General features: G+C 69.5%; 19 protein-coding genes and 2 tRNA genes. 6 read left to right on the plus strand and 15 right to left on the minus strand.

The annotated features are described in order from the left end of the window. Nucleotides 1-35: 35 nt before the first annotated feature. Entirely contained in the window at nucleotides 36-428 is a 393-nt protein-coding gene (locus BMY97_RS32420) for an SCO5389 family protein (RefSeq protein ID WP_091624844.1), read from the plus strand. On the opposite strand, the gene BMY97_RS32425 is transcribed toward BMY97_RS32420, so the two are convergent. Genes BMY97_RS32425 through BMY97_RS32435 form a run of 3 tightly spaced genes read right to left on the minus strand, consistent with a single transcriptional unit; the run spans nucleotide 401 to nucleotide 2,642 of the window. After that, complete coding sequence (locus BMY97_RS32425; protein ID WP_483860487.1) at nucleotides 401-1,450, minus strand: LLM class flavin-dependent oxidoreductase; 1,050 nt, start codon at nucleotides 1,448-1,450, stop codon at nucleotides 401-403. The genes BMY97_RS32420 and BMY97_RS32425 overlap by 28 nt on opposite strands. Then, on the minus strand, nucleotides 1,402-1,560 hold the full coding sequence (locus tag BMY97_RS32430; RefSeq protein WP_091624423.1) for a hypothetical protein: 159 nt from the start codon (nucleotides 1,558-1,560) through the stop codon (nucleotides 1,402-1,404). Before BMY97_RS32430 ends, BMY97_RS32425 begins: the two co-directional genes overlap by 49 nt. Then, nucleotides 1,560-2,642, minus strand: a complete 1,083-nt coding sequence (locus BMY97_RS32435) for a class E sortase (protein WP_425425356.1) — start codon at nucleotides 2,640-2,642, stop codon at nucleotides 1,560-1,562. Before BMY97_RS32435 ends, BMY97_RS32430 begins: the two co-directional genes overlap by 1 nt. A 523-nt stretch (nucleotides 2,643-3,165) precedes the next feature. On the opposite strand from BMY97_RS32435, the gene crgA reads away from it, so the two are divergent. Then, complete coding sequence (gene crgA, locus BMY97_RS32440; protein WP_091624426.1) at nucleotides 3,166-3,432, plus strand: cell division protein CrgA; 267 nt, start codon at nucleotides 3,166-3,168, stop codon at nucleotides 3,430-3,432. Nucleotides 3,433-3,502: 70 nt separating this feature from the next. Continuing rightward, the gene (locus BMY97_RS32445; protein WP_245787611.1) at nucleotides 3,503-3,916 is read left to right on the plus strand and encodes a PH domain-containing protein; all 414 of its coding nucleotides are present in this window, start codon (nucleotides 3,503-3,505) and stop codon (nucleotides 3,914-3,916) included. Here the strand turns inward: BMY97_RS32445 and BMY97_RS32450 are convergent. Together BMY97_RS32450 and BMY97_RS32455 are read right to left on the minus strand one after the other, a co-directional pair. After that, nucleotides 3,897-4,874 carry a rhomboid family intramembrane serine protease gene (locus tag BMY97_RS32450; protein ID WP_091624431.1) on the minus strand — a complete coding sequence of 326 codons (978 nt, stop codon included), beginning with the start codon at nucleotides 4,872-4,874 and terminating at the stop codon, nucleotides 3,897-3,899. The genes BMY97_RS32445 and BMY97_RS32450 overlap by 20 nt on opposite strands. A 37-nt stretch (nucleotides 4,875-4,911) precedes the next feature. After that, entirely contained in the window at nucleotides 4,912-5,436 is a 525-nt protein-coding gene (locus BMY97_RS32455; RefSeq protein WP_091624434.1) for a peptidylprolyl isomerase, read from the minus strand. 205 nt (nucleotides 5,437-5,641) lie between these two features. Here BMY97_RS32455 and BMY97_RS32460 point away from each other — a divergent pair, with 205 nt between their 5' ends. Beyond that, on the plus strand, nucleotides 5,642-6,250 hold the full coding sequence (locus tag BMY97_RS32460; protein ID WP_091624849.1) for a hypothetical protein: 609 nt from the start codon (nucleotides 5,642-5,644) through the stop codon (nucleotides 6,248-6,250). 61 nt (nucleotides 6,251-6,311) lie between these two features. On the opposite strand, the gene BMY97_RS32465 is transcribed toward BMY97_RS32460, so the two are convergent. After that, on the minus strand, nucleotides 6,312-6,764 hold the full coding sequence (locus BMY97_RS32465; RefSeq protein WP_091624437.1) for a DUF6918 family protein: 453 nt from the start codon (nucleotides 6,762-6,764) through the stop codon (nucleotides 6,312-6,314). Nucleotides 6,765-6,900: 136 nt separating this feature from the next. Beyond that, nucleotides 6,901-7,431 carry a DUF2020 domain-containing protein gene (locus tag BMY97_RS32470; protein WP_177231646.1) on the minus strand — a complete coding sequence of 177 codons (531 nt, stop codon included), beginning with the start codon at nucleotides 7,429-7,431 and terminating at the stop codon, nucleotides 6,901-6,903. A 121-nt stretch (nucleotides 7,432-7,552) separates the two neighbouring features. Between BMY97_RS32470 and BMY97_RS32475 the strand changes: the two genes are divergently transcribed. Both BMY97_RS32475 and BMY97_RS32480 read left to right on the plus strand, forming a co-directional pair. Then, nucleotides 7,553-8,452 (plus strand): hypothetical protein, encoded by a 900-nt coding sequence (locus tag BMY97_RS32475; RefSeq protein WP_091624439.1) that lies wholly within the window; start codon nucleotides 7,553-7,555, stop codon nucleotides 8,450-8,452. Nucleotide 8,453: 1 nt separating this feature from the next. Beyond that, entirely contained in the window at nucleotides 8,454-9,092 is a 639-nt protein-coding gene (locus tag BMY97_RS32480) for a pyridoxine/pyridoxamine 5'-phosphate oxidase (protein WP_091624442.1), read from the plus strand. Between the two features lie 4 nt (nucleotides 9,093-9,096). On the opposite strand, the gene BMY97_RS32485 is transcribed toward BMY97_RS32480, so the two are convergent. The 8 genes from BMY97_RS32485 to gyrB form a co-directional block, all read right to left on the minus strand. Beyond that, nucleotides 9,097-9,945, minus strand: a complete 849-nt coding sequence (locus BMY97_RS32485; RefSeq protein WP_245787612.1) for a PHP domain-containing protein — start codon at nucleotides 9,943-9,945, stop codon at nucleotides 9,097-9,099. Beyond that, the gene (locus BMY97_RS32490; protein ID WP_091624856.1) at nucleotides 9,939-10,838 is read right to left on the minus strand and encodes a hypothetical protein; all 900 of its coding nucleotides are present in this window, start codon (nucleotides 10,836-10,838) and stop codon (nucleotides 9,939-9,941) included. The genes BMY97_RS32485 and BMY97_RS32490 overlap by 7 nt, the downstream gene beginning before the upstream one ends. A gap of 233 nt (nucleotides 10,839-11,071) precedes the next feature. Further along, nucleotides 11,072-11,144, minus strand: a tRNA-Ala gene (locus tag BMY97_RS32495). 36 nt (nucleotides 11,145-11,180) lie between these two features. Continuing rightward, the gene (locus tag BMY97_RS32500) at nucleotides 11,181-11,354 is read right to left on the minus strand and encodes a DLW-39 family protein (protein WP_091624447.1); all 174 of its coding nucleotides are present in this window, start codon (nucleotides 11,352-11,354) and stop codon (nucleotides 11,181-11,183) included. 313 nt (nucleotides 11,355-11,667) lie between these two features. Continuing rightward, a tRNA-Ile gene (locus BMY97_RS32505) sits at nucleotides 11,668-11,741 on the minus strand. A gap of 50 nt (nucleotides 11,742-11,791) precedes the next feature. Beyond that, complete coding sequence (locus tag BMY97_RS32510; protein WP_091624450.1) at nucleotides 11,792-12,466, minus strand: DUF3566 domain-containing protein; 675 nt, start codon at nucleotides 12,464-12,466, stop codon at nucleotides 11,792-11,794. Nucleotides 12,467-12,501: 35 nt separating this feature from the next. After that, nucleotides 12,502-15,087: a DNA gyrase subunit A gene (gene gyrA, locus BMY97_RS32515; protein ID WP_091624453.1), complete on the minus strand. Its 2,586-nt coding sequence runs from the start codon at nucleotides 15,085-15,087 to the stop codon at nucleotides 12,502-12,504. A 48-nt stretch (nucleotides 15,088-15,135) separates the two neighbouring features. Further along, nucleotides 15,136-17,103 (minus strand): DNA topoisomerase (ATP-hydrolyzing) subunit B, encoded by a 1,968-nt coding sequence (gyrB, locus tag BMY97_RS32520; RefSeq protein ID WP_091624456.1) that lies wholly within the window; start codon nucleotides 17,101-17,103, stop codon nucleotides 15,136-15,138. Between the last annotated feature and the right edge of the window lie 116 nt (nucleotides 17,104-17,219).

The following is a 17,219-nucleotide window of genomic DNA, read 5'->3' on the forward strand; positions in this document are numbered from 1 at the left end:
AGCCAGGAAAGGACCCACTGACCATGGAGGTTCTCTTGTCTCTGGACGTATCGCCCGCGCTGCTGGAAAAGGCCGAGCGCGGGGAGGTCTCCGACGCGGAGTTCGTGGCCTGCGTGCGGGAGTCCCTGCCCTACGCGTGGGAGGTGATCACCGGCGTGATCGCCGAGGCCGACGGCGCCGCGGACGGGTTCGCCGACAACGAGACGCCGCCACCGGACGAGACCGCCCGCGGGCAGCTGCTGCGGGCGTTGGCCTCCGACGCCATCCGCGGCGGCCTGGAGCGGCACTTCGGCGTGAAGCTGGCCTTCCAGAACTGCCACCGGGTGGCCGTGTTCCGCTCGACCGAGCTGGACGGCGACCGCTACCGCGCGTTCGTCTCGCCCCGCGGCCAGCTGCTGAATCAGAGCCCGGAACTGCGGGACTGCTGACGGGCCTGACGCCGTAGCGCGGGCAGCACCTCGGCGCCGATCCGCGCGATGTTTTCGCACGTGCCCTCCGGCGTGCCGGACGCTTCCACGAACATCACGACGTGGGCGACGCCGGTGCGCCGGAGGCTCGTTTCCAGCGTCGCCACGCAATGACCCGCGTCGCCGACGGGGTGGATCGCGCACAGCCGCTCGGTGTACTCGCCGGGGTCGCGTGACGGGCCGGGCCTGCCGTCCACCGTCACGTGCGCGCCGAGGCCGTCCGCCAGCCAGCCGGGCAGCGCGCGCCGCATCACGTCGGCCGCGTCCTCGCCGACCTGGCACAGCACCGTCGAAACGTGCTCCGCGGGCGCGCCGTAGGCCTCGACCGTGGCGGCCTTCTCCGCGTCGTCCGCGTGCAGGCCCAGCAGCATCGGCAGCCCGCGTTCGGCTGCCAGCCGCACGGCTTCGGACCCCGGTCCGCCGCAGGCGACGACCAGCCGCGGCCGACGCTCCGGCCGTGGCACGAACGGGACGGCACGGAACGCGAAGTGCTCGCCGTCCGCGCGCACGTCACCGCCGGCCATCGCCGACAGCAGCAGGTCCAGCGACTCGGCGAAACCGGTCTCGTACCGCGCCAGCCCGGTGCCGAACACCTCCAGGTCCTGCCACGGCCCACCGCGCCCGACGCCGACCCGCAGCCGCCCGCCGGACACGGCGTCGAGCATCGACCACTGCTCCGCCAGCGCCACCGGATGCGCGGTGGACAGCACGCTCACCGCCGTGCCGACGTCGACGCGCGAGGTCCGGCCCAGCACGTGCCCGGCGAGCGTGACCGCCGACGGGCAGACGCCGTACGGCATGAAGTGGTGCTCCGCGAGCCACACGTCGTCGAACCCCGCCGCCTCGGCGGCCTCCGCGGCGCGGACGGTCCGGCGCAGCACGTCGGCGTCCTCCTGCCCCGGAAACCGCCCGGAGACGAGGAAGACGCCGAACCTCAGTTGTTGACCGCGACGTCGTTGAACCACAGCAGCGGATCGATCCACGGGAAGATCACGAACATCAGCAGCGCGACCACGCCCAGCACCAGCACCACGGCGAGCGTCAGCTTCGCCGCGAACGGGCCGGGCAGGTGCCGCCAGATCCAGCCGTACATCAGGAGGCACCGCCGATCTGTGAGAGCAGCTTCGTGTAGTCCGGGACCTGCGACTTCGGCACCTGCTGGGTGAGCACGGAGGTGATGATCAGCCGCTGCTTCGCCGAGAACTGCGGGTGACAGGTGGTGAGCGTGAGCAGCGAGGCCTCCTGCGCCTTGGGCAGCACGTCGGACGGCTTGTACGGCACCGGGTTCACGGCGTCGCCCTGGCTGGGCAGCACCACCTTGCGGCCGAACGTCTGGTCGTACGCGCCGCCGCCCGCGATGCTCGGGTCTCGCAGCGTCGGGACGCCCTTGCACGCGGGCTGCGCGCCCTTGCCGCTGGTCCAGCCGTTCATCTCGTCGTCGTAGGGCAGCACCTTGTAGATGAAGAAGTCGGTCGCCGTCTCGATCACGATCTGGTCGCACGAGCTCAGGTTGTCCAGGTCGTTGAACGGCGCGCCCTTGCCGACGCGGTGGCCCGCGATGCCGAAGTTGCCGGGCTCGCCGGGCAGCGCCGTGCCCTTGTAGTGGCCGGGGCCGACGGCGAGCGAATCCTCGCCGGTGCCCTCCTGGATGGTGAAGTTGAAGTCCGCGCCGAAGCTGGGGATATGGATCCGGGCGAACGCCTTGCCGTCCACCAGCTCGGGGTGCAGCGTGCGGTCCTTCGCCCAGTCGCCCTGCAGCTGATCGCTGGCGACCGACTGCTTTTCGGCCGAGAACAGGTCGGTGACGTAGACCTCGTAAACCATGAACAACAGGACGATCACGCCGAGGGTGATCAGCACCTCGCCGGCGGTCCGGATCGCGAGACCGCCCTTGCCGAGCGGCGTGGGCTCCGGCTTCTCCTTCACTGCCGTGCTGCCGCCGTCCTTGACCGCCTCGAAGACCTCGGTCTCCTGGTTCGCCAGGCCAGGCCGCGACGGGCGGCGGCGCGGGTCCGGGCCGGTGCCGGGGCGCCGCAGCTGCTCGGTCGGCCGCGCCCGGCTCGGCTCGTCGGACCGCGCCTGGTTCGGGTCTTCGGCACGCCGCGCCCGCGGATCGCCAGGCCGTCCGCCCCGGCCCGGGTCGTCGGCGGACCCTGCCCGGTTCGGGCTGTCCATCGACCGGGTCCGGTTCGGGTCATCGGCCGGCCGCGCGCGATTCGGGCCGTCGGACCGTCCGCCCCTGGGCTGATCGGGTGATCTCCGCGGATCAGGCTGTCGGCGCGGGGGCTCCCCCGGCGCGCCGGGCCGCTGGGCCCTCGGCTGCGGCGAGCCGGACGGCGGGGTTCTCGGCGGTGGTTCACCGGGGGGCTGTCTGCGGGGTCTGCCGGCTCCGTCGGGGCCGGGCGCCCGGCGTCGTCCCTGGCCTTCCGGCCCTGGCCCGGAGCGCCGAGGGCGGTCTTCGCCCGGCCAATCCTGCGTTCCCACGCAAGCTCCTCTCGCGCCCGGCGTCGCACCCCGTGAGGAACGCTAGGTGGCGCTATTGTCACAGTCCGGAAATCCGACCGCTCCCGCCCAGTGCTCTGGAGCCGTCGTTTACGTTAACGTGTCCACGTGGCGCTGGTTGCGCAACCCGACAGCGGGGAACCCCGCGGATCAGGCACCGCCACCAGGAGAGCCCGAACAGCACGCGAGGAACACGATGCCGAAGTCCAAGGTCCGCAAGAAGACCGCGTACACCCCGCCTGCCGATCGCCGTACGCCGGTGAAGGTCAAGGCTGCGGGCCCGTCGAACCTGTTCTACAAGATCGTCATGTTCGGCCTCATGGTGATCGGGCTGCTCTGGCTCATCGTGAACTACATCGCCGGTCCCAAGATTCCGTTTCTCAACGACCTGGGCAACTGGAACTTCGCGATCGGCTTCGCCGCGATGATCGTCGGCCTGCTGATGACGATGCGGTGGCGCTGACCATTACTCCGGACGGCGGCTTGACACCGAATTACAACGGTGTGAGTCATCCCCACTGTGGATAACCTCTGTGGATAACTACCCCACCTCGTGGGCACCGCGCCGGTCGCTTGTGGTACTGGCCTGGTCCGTCGCCGCACTCCTGCTGGTGGGCGCGGTGACCGACCTGGTCTTCGGCGACGGCAAGGGCGCGGTGCTGCTGGGCGTTGCGATGCTGGCCGTCGGCGGGTTCGCCGTCCACTGGAGCCTCGTGCGGCCGCGCCTGGCCGTCGACGCCGAGGGCCTGGTGGCCCGCACACTCGGCGGCACCCACCGGCTGCCCTGGGCCGGCACCACGACCCAATTGCGCACCACCCGCCGGATGGGCCGCGACGGCGTGACGCTGGAACTGGAGCACGGCGACCAGCTCTACGTCTTCGGTCGCCTCGACCTCGGCGAGGACCCCCGTGACGTGATGGACGTCCTCAGCGCCCTGCGCCGGTGAAGAAACAGCTGTAGTCCGACCCGATCCCCTGGACCTGCTGGAACATGCAGTCAACGGGCGGAATCTGCGTGCCTCGGTAGATCACCAGGCCAACGAGCGCGACCACCAGGATCGCTGCCCCGATCGCCTGCCAGCGCACGCGGTCGCGCTCCGGCGCGTACAAGAACGCGACGGCGACCAGCGCACCCGTGACCAGGCCGCCCACGTGCGCGAGGATCGAGATGTTCGGGATCGAGAACGTGATGTAGGCGTTGATCGCCAGGTTGATCAACAAGCTGGACGGGTTCAGCTTGAGCTTCAGCACAATGACCGCGTAGGCGCCCAGCAGCCCGAACAGCGCACCCGACGCGCCCGCCGAGGCCCTGCCGGGCGCGTCGAACAGCAGCACCGCCGTGGACGCGCCGAGCATCGAGATGAAGTACAGCGCGGTGTAGCGCGCCTTGCCGAACACCTGCTCCAGGGCGCGGCCCATCATCCACAGCGAGAACATGTTCGCCGCGATATGGATGGGCCCGTAGTGGAAGAAGCCAGAGGTGAAGATCCGCCACCACTCGCCGCCGCCGAGGGTGGGATACGCCTGAAGCTGGCCGAGCAGGGACAGCTGGGAATTACCGTTGTCGAACAGGCTCTTGGCCTGGACCACGGTGATCAGGAAGATCAGCACGTTCACCGCGAGCAGCGTGGTGGTGACCACCACGGAGTTCGACGGCCGCGCGCCGGCGATGGTGCGGGCGCCCATGCCGGAGTCCTGGTACGAGCGGTGCTGCTGGCGCTGCTGCCGCGTGCCGGTGTGCACGCAGTCGGTGCACTGGAAGCCGACGGCGGCTTCGCGCAGGCAATCCGGGCAGGCCGGACGTCCGCAGCGCGCGCAGCTCAGACCGGTCGGGCGGTTCGGGTGCCACCAGCAACCGGGCTGCGGGGCCTGGGGGTAGGCGGAGGGATTCGGCGGTTGGTTCACGATGCCACCAACCTACCGAAATCCCTCCGGACCGGCCTCAGGCCTCGACGGTGACCTTCTCGATGACGATGTCGGACAGCGGACGGTCCGCCGGGCCGGTCGCCGCACGCCCGATCGCGTCGACGACGGTGCGGGACTCCTGGTCCGCCACCTCGCCGAAGATCGTGTGCTTGAAGTTCAGGTGCGTCGTCGGCGCGACGGTGATGAAGAACTGCGAGCCGTTGGTGCCGGGCCCGGCGTTCGCCATCGCCAGCAGGTACGGCTTGTTGAACTGCAGCTCCGGGTGGAACTCGTCGCCGAACTTGTAGCCGGGGCCGCCGCGGCCGGTGCCGGTCGGGTCACCGCCCTGGAGCATGAAGCCGTCGATGACCCGGTGGAAGATCGAGCCGTCGTAGAAGGGGCCGGAGTTCGTCCCCTGCGCGTTCGGCTGCGTGTACTCCTTGGAGCCGTCGGCCAGCCCCACGAAGTTCGCGACCGTCTTCGGCGCGTGGTCGGGGAACAGGTTCACGTGGATGTCACCCTGATTGGTGTGCAGGGTGGCCTTACGGGCGCTTTCAGTCACGCGGCCATCGTGCCATCCCTTCGCACATTTGGGGGGTTCAGGGGGCTTCGCCCGGCGGATGTGACCCGTCCGACTGCAGGAAGAGGCCCATTTCCGAGGTTTCGGCGATTCCCGAACGGGGAAGGCACAGCGGTACGCCGGGAAAAAGGGCACGATAGGTTGCAGGCAACAGAGCAGTACCACAACGATTGATGAGGTGAAGGCCATGACCCGGGCCGCAGATTCCGTGGAGTCCGGCACGCTCGGCCTGCGCAAGCGAGCCACCGAAGCGGGCAGGGCGGGGGCGGAGGCAGCCGCCAAGGCTGCGGAAGCCGGCGCCGAGGAGTTCGCGAAGCAGAGCCGCCGGGCGCGCAAGAAGCTGGCGAAGAAGACCGAGCTGACCCGCAAGGAGCTCAAGAAGAGCTCGGCCGCGGCACGCAAGGAGGCGCTGGCCCGCGTCGCCGAGCTGAAGAAGCCCGGTCGCAAGGCGAAGAAGGCGGCCATCAAGGCGGCCAAGTCCGCCGGCGAGTCGAAGCGCCGCGGCAAGAAGGACTTCAAGAGCGCGAAGAAGGACTTCCGGGCCGCGCTGGTCGAGGCGAAGTCCGCGGCCAAGGGCACCCGCAAGCGTCGTCGCTGGCCGTGGCTGCTGGGCCTCGGCGCGGTCGCCGTCGGCACGGCGGTGGTGCTGAAGTCGCGTCAGCAGGAGCCGCCGGTCGCCCCGGCCCCGCCGAAGGCGACGCCGCCGGCACCCCCGGCCAAGCCCGCCGCCGAAGCCAAGCCGTCCCCGACGGCGAACGGCAAGGCGCCGAGCACGCCGGCCGAGAAGAAGAACTGACCCGCCCGCGAAGAGGGCCCCGGGATCGCTCCCGGGGCCCTCTTGCGTTCGCTCAGGTCGATCAGACCGCGGCGGCGTGCTTGTCGATCAGCTGGCCGAGGCGGGGCAGCGCCTCCTCGACGTTCTTCTTGCCGTTCGGGCGCAGCTTCGAGTAGACCTTCTTGATGCTGTCACGGCTGCTGCGGTCCGCACGGCTGTCCGTGACGGTCAGCAGCGCGTCGGAGGCCTCGTCCGAGCGGCTGGTCAGGTAGGCACCGAAGTCGTTGCCGCCCTTGGCCTTGAAGTCGCCGTAGAAGGGCTCGAGCGCACCGGCGAAGTCGTCCAGCAGCGTGTCGACCGCGGACGGGATGATGCCCGGCTTGATCTTCTTGACCGCGGCGAAGCCGGTCTTCACCACGGCGCCGGAGACCCCGCCCTTGTCGGACACCTCGGCGTCCACGAGGCCTTCGAGGTCGGTCACGACCGTCGGGCGACGGCTGGAGTCGAGCAGGATTTCCTTGAGGGTGTCAGCCACGAATCTTGTCCTTGTCGTCGAATGGCGAAGTGCATGTGGTGCCGGACGGGCACCCGCCCGCGCGAGTGCTCCAGGCCTGCGCGTGACGCACAGGGTAATACAAGATCAACTTCACTCACCCGTGTGGAGGCATTACTCAGAGCTTCAGGGCAGCGATAGCATTTTTCGCCACTTTGCGTGCCTTGATGCTCTGCTTCTGGTTACTCGTCACGATGACGGCGGCGTCACCTTTCGAGACGGCGTACACCACCCCGTCACCGGAGGGCTGGTAGCCGCCCTTCCACCCCGCGGGGTCCGAAGCCGGGTTGGACGTGTCGATCGGCGCGACCTTGTTGACCAGCGCCGTCGCGACGTCCGCCTTGCCGACGTACACCTGCACGGTCAGCTGCAGATGCCCGTCGGGCCGGTAGAAGAAGCAGGCGGGGTGGGGCTTGTCGTCCGACACCCGCACCTTCGACACGTGCTGGCCGTTCGCGTCCTCCACCGCCAGGCTGTTCAGGTACGGGCAGTCGGCCGTCTTCGCGGGCTGCGGGTCGGGCGGCAGGCCCGCCGACGCCGAGCCGGTCGCCGAGGTGGGGGCGGGCGCGGGCGTGCCCGAAATCTGGGTCGACGCTCCGCAGCCGGCGAGGAGCACCAGGGCGGGCGCGAGAACGAGGATTCGTCGCATGGCGGGCACAGTCAATCATGTCCGCCTCATACGGGAGTGAAGGCCGAAGCTGACCGGGGCGTCCTGGTCGGGCGTGCGACGATATCCGGGCGGTCACGCCATTTCCAGGAGGTCGGGAGAGTTGCTCACGCCGGAGCAGTACCTGCAGGTGGTGGCCGAGCGCGTCCAGCGCAGCGGCGGCTGGCTCAGCAGCGTCCAGATCGGCCCGACGACGGCCGTGGTCGGGCTCTTCACCGAATCGATCATGCTGTCCACGATGAACTACTGCGTGGTGGCCGCCGCGTACCCGGACATCACCGCGCAGACGCTGTCCCAGTTCACCGGGCTGGCCACCCAGCACGCCCGCGCGAACGTGCAGGGCACCGTCGGCTGGACGGCCGCCTCGGTGGTCATCGCCGGCCTCGTCGGCCGCGTGTACCCGGACGCCGCCCAACTCGCCGCGGCCAAGACGACCAACCAGTTCGGCGGCGAGACCCGCATGGTCGCGATCGACCCCACCGGCCCGCGCTACGCCTGGATCGGCGGCAAACTGTGGGGCGCCGCCGTCCAAGGCGCGGTGAACGCGAAGCTGCAGTTCTGCTTCCCGGAGCCGGTGGAGGCCTACCAGCAGCTGCAATGGCAGGCGAGCCAGCCGGCCGGCGGGTATCCGCAGCAGCCTGGAATGGCTGGTGGGGCGGCGGGTTACCCGGGGCAGCAGCAAGTTCCGCCCGGGCAGCCCGGTTATCCGGGGCAGCAGGGTCCGTCCGGTTACCCGGCGCAGCAGCAAGTACCGCCCGCACAGCCCGGTCCCGGTTACCCGGGGCAGCAGCAGGTACCGCCCGCGCAATCCGGTCCCGGTTACCCGCAGCAGCAGGTTCCGCCCGGGCAACCCAGCGGCCCCCAGCCCGGTCCCGGCGGTTTCCCCGGCCGGCAGATCCCGCCCGGTGAGCAGCCGCAGACCGCGCCGCCGCCCGCGGCCGGGCCGCCCGGGCCGCAGCCGCCGCACTACCCGCCGCCGGGCCATCCGCCGTACGGTCGGTGACATGGTTTCGCTGCGCGGCTGGCCGTCCTTCCCGGCCGAACTCCCCGGCTTCGACCCCGACACGGCACCGGACTCCCCGGAAGACCTCTTCCTGACCTGGCTCACCGAGGCCGGCGAGCACGTGCTGGCCCCGCACGCCGTCACACTGTCCACAGTGGATGAAGAGGGCGCCCCCGACGCGCGGGTGGTGATCCTCAAGGACGTCGGCCCGGGCGGCTGGGCCGTCGCGACCAGCTCGGAAAGCCCGAAGGGACTGCAGCTCAAGGAAAACCCCCGCGCCGCGTTGACGTTCTTCTGGCCGGGGCGAGGCCGTCAAGTTCGCGTGCGCGGCACCGTCACCCCGGCCACGCGCGAAGTCTCCGACGAAGACTTCCTCGCGCGCCCGCCCGCCTCACGCGTCGAGGCTTTCATCGGCCACCAGTCGGAAGTCCTCACCGACCCGGAGAAGCTCACCGAGGCGGCCACCGCGGCTGAGCGTTGGGTCGAGGAAAACCCCGACACCGCACCGGAAACGTGGACGCGCTACCTCCTCGTGCCCACGGTCGTCGAGTTCTGGCAGGCGAGCCACGACCGCCGCCACCTCCGTCTCCGCTACCTGCGCGAGGACGAAGGCTGGACGCGCGAACGACTCTGGCCGTGACGCTTCAGCCGCGCCGGCTCCAGAAGTCGTGCGGCGTGCGTCCCGGATGGAAGCCGCACGACTCGACGAGGGCGGCCGCGTCCGCGAAGCCGTGGCCCACCAGCCCCGGCTCGTGCGCGTCACTGCCGAACGCCACGGCCCCGCCGCCGATTTCGAACCACCAGCGCACGATTTCCCTTGGCAGCGGGACTTTTGTGTTGACTTCCAGCACCCGCCCGCTGTCGGCGAGGGCACGCAGCACCGTGCGGAACTCCTCCTCGAAGTCCCCCGCCTCGAACGGCGGCTGCTCGGCAGGCCACGACCGCAAGCCGTAGTCGATGTGCGCCAGCACGGCGAAGTCCGCTGTGGACTCGACGAGGTCGAGCACCTCGGCGAGGTACGCGCGCATCACGTCGGCAGGCGGACGGTGGGAGATGACGCTCAGCTCGTGGTGGTGCTCGCCGTCCGGCAGTGAATGCACGGAACCGAGCACCCGCTCGAAGTCGTGCGCCGCCAGGAGCGCGTCGGCACGGTCGCGGTGCCAATGCGGCTCGCTCAGCTCGACACCGGACAGGATGCGCAGGTCGGGGAACCGTTCGCGGCACTCCTGCACCGCCGCCAGGTACCCGTCGACGTCGAGGTCCGGCGGCTCCAGCACCCCGTCGGGCCGCAGCCGCACGCGGAAGTGCTCGGGCAGGTGCGGCCGGATCGGCTCGGGGATCAGCCACGGCGTGAGGTCGGCGTGCTCGGTGAAAGCCAGCGACGGCAAGCCGAGTTCCAGCGCCCGCTCGCACGAGCGGACCATCGAGCCGGTGACGGTGTCCCAGGACCACTCGGTGTGCACGTGACCGTCCGGCGGCAGGGGCCTCAGCACGGCGCCGCCGGGTCGAGCCGGGAATTGGCCTTGAGCACGGAAATCGCGGCAACGGTGGCGTAACCGCGCCATTCGAGCGTGGCCGCGGGCGAGTAGCTGGCGAACACGACGGGCCAGCCGCCGTCGTCCTGCTGGCGTGCTTCGAGGGCGTCGAGCTCGGTTTCGACGGCCTGGTTGTCGAAGAGCTTCCGCGCCGGCCCGGGCGCCGGGGCGAAGTCGAGCGGGCGCATGAACTCGTCGTCCGCCCCGCCCGCGACGTGGAGGATTCCGTTGTCGGGCAGGAACTTCCCGAGGTGGTCCAGCAGTTCGTCCGCCTCCGGGCGGGTGGCGTGCGCCGCGTCGAGGAAACGGATCGCGAACGAAAGCTCGATGGCGTGCGGCGCGCTGTCGACCCGCCGAATGGCTTCGAGGCAGGTCTCGGTCGCCGCGGTCAGCCACGGGTGCTTCGCGACGGCCTGATCGTGCGCGGCGACCCGCAGCGCCGTGCCGGCGACAAAAGCCGTGCTCTGCAAGGAAAACGTCGGCGCCGACTGCAGCCAGAAGGGAGCGCACCCGGCGGGGTCGGCCACGGGGAACGCGAACGGCAGCCCACCGCCCGGCAGCGAAACGGACTCCAGCCAGTCGCACAGCTCGGCCGCCAGCGGCGTGGCCGTCGGCGCGACCTGCTCGAAGACCTCGAACGCGTGCAACGCCCCACCCGGCTGGCTCTCCGGCGCGCGCAGGTCAGGCTCGAGCCCCCAGCCGTACCCGCCATCGACGTTCCGATACCCCTCGACGGCCGCGAGCACCGCCTGCGGCTCCGTCTCCCCGGTAAGCAGTTCGAACCGCCGCCGGTCGAGCACCCGGGCGTGCGTGGCGAGGAAGGAGGCGGCGGCGTTCAGGTTCACAGTCACGTTGTTCACGGTGACACGGCGGCGGGTCGGGTGTCTTGAACAGTTCGGTCATCCCGAGCCTGGAAACACCCTCAGAAGTGTGGACCTTGCGGGTCCTTACTCGAACAAGGTGACCACCGCTGGGGGTCCGGGGGCGAAGCCCTCCGGGCGGGGCCTGGGGGTTGCACCCCCAGAAAACACTACGAGCGAGGAAGGTCCGCGCTTTCTGCGGACATTCCTCACTCACGAGCGTGTGGAGCTGAGGGGAATCGAACCCCTGACCCCCGCCTTGCAAAGGCGGTGCTCTACCAATTGAGCTACAGCCCCGGGTACGGGCGGCGAGAACCGCCGCCCGTCCGAAGGTCAGTTGTGCGAGGCGTCCGTGGCCTTGGCCGGCGTGGTGCCGTTCGCCGAGACCGGGCCCGTGGGAGCCGTGGCTTCACGCCACAGGTCAGCCTCGGCCTTGGCCGCCTTGTTGCGCTTGACGACGAACAGAACGCCGCCCGCGACGACCGCGAGTGCCAACAGCTTCTTCACCTGAAGCCCCCTTCTTCGACTTGCCGAGTTACCCCACGATGCTACTGCACCCGCCGAGCGCCCAGCCCGCCGGTTCCCAGCCCCCTGGTTCCACGTGGAACACGGGCGACCCACGTCACCCCCGACCCGGAATACCGACCCCCGCCCCACCGTTGAACCAGGTGGTCGCGAGCCGACCGCCACACACCCAGCCCTGCCGGCACTTCTCTTCCCGGCAGGGCTGACCCATACCCGGGCCATGGTGCTCGGCCCCGGAAACGAAGAAACCCGGTCACGTTTGCGCTTCTCAGCAAACATGACCGGGTCGATCGGGTGGGCCCACCAGGACTTGAACCTGGGACCTCTTCGTTATCAGCGAAGCGCTCTAACCACCTGAGCTATGGGCCCGTCGAACGAGAAGAACTCTACCCGACCCGGTTGCGTGGTACGTAACCGGGTTACTCCCGCTCGGACAGGGTGACCTCGAGGCCGCCCGCGAGGTCCGCCGACACGTTGTAGATGAAGGCGCTCACGGTGGCCAACGCGGACACCAGCACGATGTTGATCGCTCCCAGGATCGCGGCGATGCCGAACACGCGGCCCGCGCTGATCAGCGGTTGCGACGACGCGTTCGCGCCTTCGCCGCCGACCAGGGACGAGTACGTGCCGTTCAGTTTGTCCCACACGCCCATGCCGTCGAGGACCGTGTAGAGGACGCCGACGGCGACCAGCCACACGAAGAACATCGCGACGCCCAGCACGAGCGCCAGCTTCAGCACCGACCACGGGTCGAAGCGCTTGATCTGCAGGCTCGCGCGCCGCGGGCCGCGGCCCGGGCGACGCAGGGCGCTGGGGGTGGGGCGGGTGCGCCCGGCCGACGGGATGTCCTCCGCCGGCTCGGGCTGCACCGGACCCGAAGCGCCGCCGAACAGGCGGGGGGCCGCCGTGCCGGTCACCACGGGGTAGTCGCTCTCGCTCACGCGCGGTCCGTCCTGCTCATGATCCGAGTAGACCACACCCTCGGTGGCGATTCCGGTCGAGACCGTCGCCTCGGAGTCACCGCCGCCGTCCTTGGCGGTCCGCTGCCACGGAGGGGTTGCCGACGCGCCGTCGGCCTTCTCGGATGGTGTCACGAAGAGTCAGTCCTTACCCGTGCGTGGGGCGCCGCTCACTGCTCCGGCGCCGTGCCGTCTTCTGCCTCGGTCTCCTCGGGCGCGGTGGCCACCTCGCCGTCGATGACGTCGGGGGTTTCCACGTCCGCGGATTCCTCGCCATCACTGGCGACGTCCGAACCCTCGTCGGCGTTGCGTGCGACCGCGAGAAGAGTGGTTCCGTCGCCCAGATTCATCAGGCGCACCCCCTTGGTCTGCCGACCGGCCTTCCGCACGTCGCGCGCCGGCGTGCGGATGACGCCGCCGCTCGATGTGATGGCGAACAGCTCGTCGTCGAAGTCGACGATGAGTGCCCCCACTAGCCTGCCACGTTTGCGGTCGTGCTGAATGGTGAGCACACCCTTGCCGCCGCGGCCCTGCACCGGGTAGTCCTCGATCGGCGTGCGCTTGGCGTACCCGCCGTCGGTCGCGACGAGCAGGAACTTGTCCGGCTTGACGACGCTGATGCCGAGCAGTTCGTCACCGTCGTTGAAGCGCATGCCGAGCACGCCGGACGTCGCCCGGCCCATCGGCCGCAGCGCCTCGTCGGTGGCGTGGAAGCGAATCGACTGGCCCTCGGCCGAAACCAGCAGCAGGTCGTCCTCCGCCGCCGCCAGCACCGCGCCCATCAGCTCGTCGCCCTCGCGCAGGTTGACGGCGATGAGACCGCCGGCGCGGTTGGAGTCGAAGTCGGTGAGCTTGGTCTTCTTCACTAGGCCGCGCTTCGTGGCGAGCACCAGGTACGGCGCCACCTCGTAGTTCGGGATCTCGATGACCTGGGCGATCTGCTCGTCCGGCTGGAACGCCATGAGGTTGGCCACGTGCTGGCCGCGCGCGTTCCGGTTCGCCTCGGGCAGGTCGTAGGCCTTGGTGCGGTAGACGCGGCCCTTGTTCGTGAAGAACAGGATCCAGTCGTGCGTGGAGCAGACGAAGAAGTGCTGGACGATGTCGTCCTGCTTCAGCGTGGCGCCCTGCACGCCCTTGCCGCCGCGCTTCTGCGAGCGGTAGAGGTCGGTCTTGGTGCGCTTGGCGTAGCCGGTGCGGGTGATGGTGACCACCACGTCCTCGACCGCGATCAGGTCCTCGACCGAGACCTCGCCGTCGAACGGGATGATCTTCGTGCGCCGGTCGTCGCCGTACTTGTCGACGATCTCCATCAGCTCGTCGCGGATGATCGAACGCTGGCGCTCCGGCTTCTCCAGGATGTCCTTGAGGTCCGCGATCTCCAGCTCGATCTCGGCCAGCTGGTCGATGATGCGCTGGCGCTCGAGGGCGGCCAGGCGGCGCAGCTGCATGTCGAGGATCGCGGTGGCCTGGATCTCGTCGACGTCCAGCAGCTCCATCAGGGCCGGCCGGGCCTCGTCGGCCGAAGGCGAGCGCCGGATCAGGGCGATCACCTCGTCGAGCAGGTCCAGTGCCTTGACCAGGCCGCGCAGGATGTGGGCCCGCTCCTCGGCCTTGCGCAGGCGGAAGCGGGTCCGCCGGACGATGACCTCGACCTGGTGCTTCACGTAGTGCCGGATCATCTGGTCCAGCCGCAGCGTGCGCGGCACGCCGTCGACCAGCGCCAGCATGTTCACGCCGAAGTTCTGCTGCAGCTGGGTGTGCTTGAACAGGTTGTTCAGCACCACCTTCGCCACCGCGTCGCGCTTGAGCGTGACCACGATCCGCATGCCGGACCGGCTGTTGGACTCGTCCGCGATGTCGGCGATGCCCGTGAGCTTGCCGTCGCGCACCAGGTGCGCGATGTTCTCGACCAGGTTGTCCGGGTTCACCTGGTACGGCAGCTCGGACACTACGAGCGTGGTGCGGCCCTTCGCGTCCTCCTCGACCTCGACCACGGCACGCATGCGCACCGAGCCGCGGCCGGTGCGGTAGGCGTCCTCGATGCCCGAGGTGCCCAGGATCATCGCCTTGGTCGGGAAGTCCGGGCCCTTGACGCGCACGAGCAGCGCGGCCAGCAGCTCGTCGTCGGACGACTCGTAGTTCTCCAGCGCCCACACGACACCGGACGCGACCTCGCGCAGGTTGTGCGGCGGGATGTTGGTCGCCATCCCGACCGCGATCCCGGAACCGCCGTTGACCAGCAGGTTCGGGAACCGCGCCGGCAGCACGTCGGGCTCCTGCGTGCGGCCGTCGTAGTTGTCGGAGAAGTCGACGGTGTCCTCTTCGATGTCCGCCAGCATCTGCATCGCCAGCGGCGCGAGGCGCGACTCCGTGTACCGCATGGCGGCGGCGGGGTCGTTGCCCGGCGAACCGAAGTTGCCCTGCCCGTCGATCAGCGGGTAGCGCATCGACCACGGCTGGGCCAGGCGCACCAGCGCGTCGTAGATCGCCGAGTCGCCGTGCGGGTGGTAGTTGCCCATGACGTCGCCGACCACGCGCGAGCACTTGTTGTACCCGCGGTCCGGGCGGAAGCCGGAGTCGAACATCGAGTAGAGCACCCGGCGGTGCACCGGCTTGAGGCCGTCTCGCACGTCCGGCAGGGCCCGCGACACGATCACGCTCATCGCGTAGTCGATGTAGGACCGCTGCATCTCGTGCTGGATGTCGACCGGCTCGATCCGGTCGTGGTCCGGCGCCGGCGGCAAGGTTTCCGTCATGGGTTCCTTCTCGGTGGAAAGTCCTGGGGTGGCAGGTCAGGCGGACGGCTACACGTCCAGGAAGCGGACGTCCTTGGCGTTGCGGGTGATGAACGAGCGGCGGGCCTCGACGTCCTCGCCCATCAGCACGGAGAACAGCTCGTCGGCCTGTGCGGCGTCATCGAGGGTGACCTGGCCCAGCAGGCGGTTGGCCGGGTCCATCGTGGTCTCCCACAGCTCCTCGGCGTTCATCTCGCCGAGACCCTTGTACCGCTGGATCGCGTCGTCCTTGGGCAGCCGGCGGCCGGCCTCGACCCCGGCCTGGATGACGGCGTCGCGCTCCTTGTCGGAGTAGGCGTACTCCGGGTCCTGCCGCGGCCACTTGATCTTGTACAGCGGCGGCCGCGAGAGGAAGACGTGGCCGTGCTCGATCAGCGGGGTCATGAAGCGGAACAGCAGGGTGAGCAGCAGCGTGGTGATGTGCTGGCCGTCGACGTCGGCGTCCGCCATCAGCACGATCTTGTGGTACCGCAGCTTCTCCAGGTCGAAGTCGTCGTGGATGCCGGTGCCGAGCGCGGTGATCAGCGACTGGACCTCGGTGTTCTTGAGGACGCGGTCGATGCGGGCCTTCTCGACGTTGATGATCTTGCCGCGGATCGGCAGGATCGCCTGGTACATCGAGTCGCGCCCCTCTTTGGCGGAGCCGCCGGCCGAGTCGCCCTCCACGATGTAGAGCTCGCACTCGCCCGGGTTGGTGGAGCGGCAGTCCTTCAGCTTGCCGGGCAGGCCGCCGATCTCCAGCGCGCCCTTGCGGCGGACCAGGTCACGGGCCTTGCGCGCGGCCATCCGCGCCTGCGCCGAGGAGATCGACTTGGTGATGATCGTCTTGGCCTCGGACGGGTTGCGCTCGAACCAGTCGGCGAGCCACTCGTTCGACTGCTGCTGCACGAAGGTCTTGGCCTCGCTGTTGCCCAGCTTCGTCTTGGTCTGGCCCTCGAACTGCGGCTCGGACAGCTTGATGGAGACGATCGCGGCGAGGCCCTCGCGGACGTCGTCACCGGTGAGGTTCGCGTCCTTCTCCTTGAGCAGCTTCTTCTCGCGCGCGTACGAGTTGACCACGCGCGTGAGCGCCGCGCGGAAGCCCTCCTCGTGGGTGCCGCCCTCGATCGTGTTGATCGTGTTGGCGAACGTGTACACCGACGGTGTGAACCCGTTGTTCCACTGCATCGCGACCTCGACCTCGAGGCCGGGGCCCTTGGCGTCGAAGGAGATCACGCTCTCGTGGATCGGGTCCTTGCTGGCGTTGATGTGCCGGACGAAGTCCTCGAGCCCGCCGGGGTAGCAGTAGACCTTCTCCTTGACGCGGGCCTGCTTGCCCTGGGCGTCCTGTTCGGTCTCCTCGTCGGCGACGCGCTCGTCGCGCAGCGACAGGGTGAGGCCCTTGTTCAGGAACGCCATCTCCTGCAGCCGGCGCGAGATCGTCTCGAAGTTGTACGTGGTCGTCTCGAAGATGCCCGAGTCGGCCCAGAAGGTGATCGTGGTGCCGGTGTCCTCGGCGGGGCCGAGGTCCTCCAGCTCGCCGGCGATCTGGTCGGTGTAGAGCTGGCGCCAGCTGCGGCCGCCGACCTTGATCTCCGCGAGCAGCCTCGTCGACAGCGCGTTCACCACCGAGACGCCGACGCCGTGCAGGCCACCGGACACGGCGTAGGAATCGCTGTCGAACTTGCCGCCCGCGTGCAGGATGGTGAGCACGACCTCGAGGGTCGGCTTCTTCTCCTTGGGGTGCATGTCCACCGGGATGCCGCGGCCGTCGTCGACGACCCGCACCCCGCCGTCGGCCAGGAGGGTAACCTCGACCCTGGTGGCGTGCCCCGCCATCGCCTCGTCCACGGAGTTGTCCACCACCTCCTGGACCAGGTGGTGGAGACCGCGTTCACCGGTGGAACCGATGTACATGCCAGGACGTTTGCGGACCGCTTCGAGGCCTTCGAGCACGGTGATGGACGACGCGTTGTACTCGCTCTTGTTCTCGGTCACCGGCGTTGTTTCTCCTCGTCTCGCCCGAGCGGACGCTCGCTACCCGTCCAGTGTACTTGCCCGCGTACGCTGACATGCGGCAAGGACACCCCTCAGTGCGTCACAGAGGCGCGAAA

The sequence above is a fragment of the Amycolatopsis saalfeldensis genome (genome assembly GCF_900110575.1).
Lineage (GTDB): Bacteria > Actinomycetota > Actinomycetes > Mycobacteriales > Pseudonocardiaceae > Amycolatopsis > Amycolatopsis saalfeldensis.

What these genes read in the sequence shown, in the direction of transcription:
- BMY97_RS32470 (WP_177231646.1), bottom strand. Translation starts at nt 7,431, where the DNA reads ATGCGACGAATCCTCGTTCTCGCGCCCGCCCTGGTGCTCCTCGCCGGC.
- crgA (WP_091624426.1), top strand. Translation starts at nt 3,166, where the DNA reads ATGCCGAAGTCCAAGGTCCGCAAGAAGACCGCGTACACCCCGCCTGCC.
- BMY97_RS32460 (WP_091624849.1), top strand. Translation starts at nt 5,642, where the DNA reads ATGACCCGGGCCGCAGATTCCGTGGAGTCCGGCACGCTCGGCCTGCGC.
- BMY97_RS32435 (WP_425425356.1), bottom strand. Translation starts at nt 2,642, where the DNA reads ATGGACAGCCCGAACCGGGCAGGGTCCGCCGACGACCCGGGCCGGGGC.
- gyrA (WP_091624453.1), bottom strand. Translation starts at nt 15,087, where the DNA reads ATGACGGAAACCTTGCCGCCGGCGCCGGACCACGACCGGATCGAGCCG.
- BMY97_RS32430 (WP_091624423.1), bottom strand. Translation starts at nt 1,560, where the DNA reads ATGTACGGCTGGATCTGGCGGCACCTGCCCGGCCCGTTCGCGGCGAAG.
- BMY97_RS32480 (WP_091624442.1), top strand. Translation starts at nt 8,454, where the DNA reads ATGGTTTCGCTGCGCGGCTGGCCGTCCTTCCCGGCCGAACTCCCCGGC.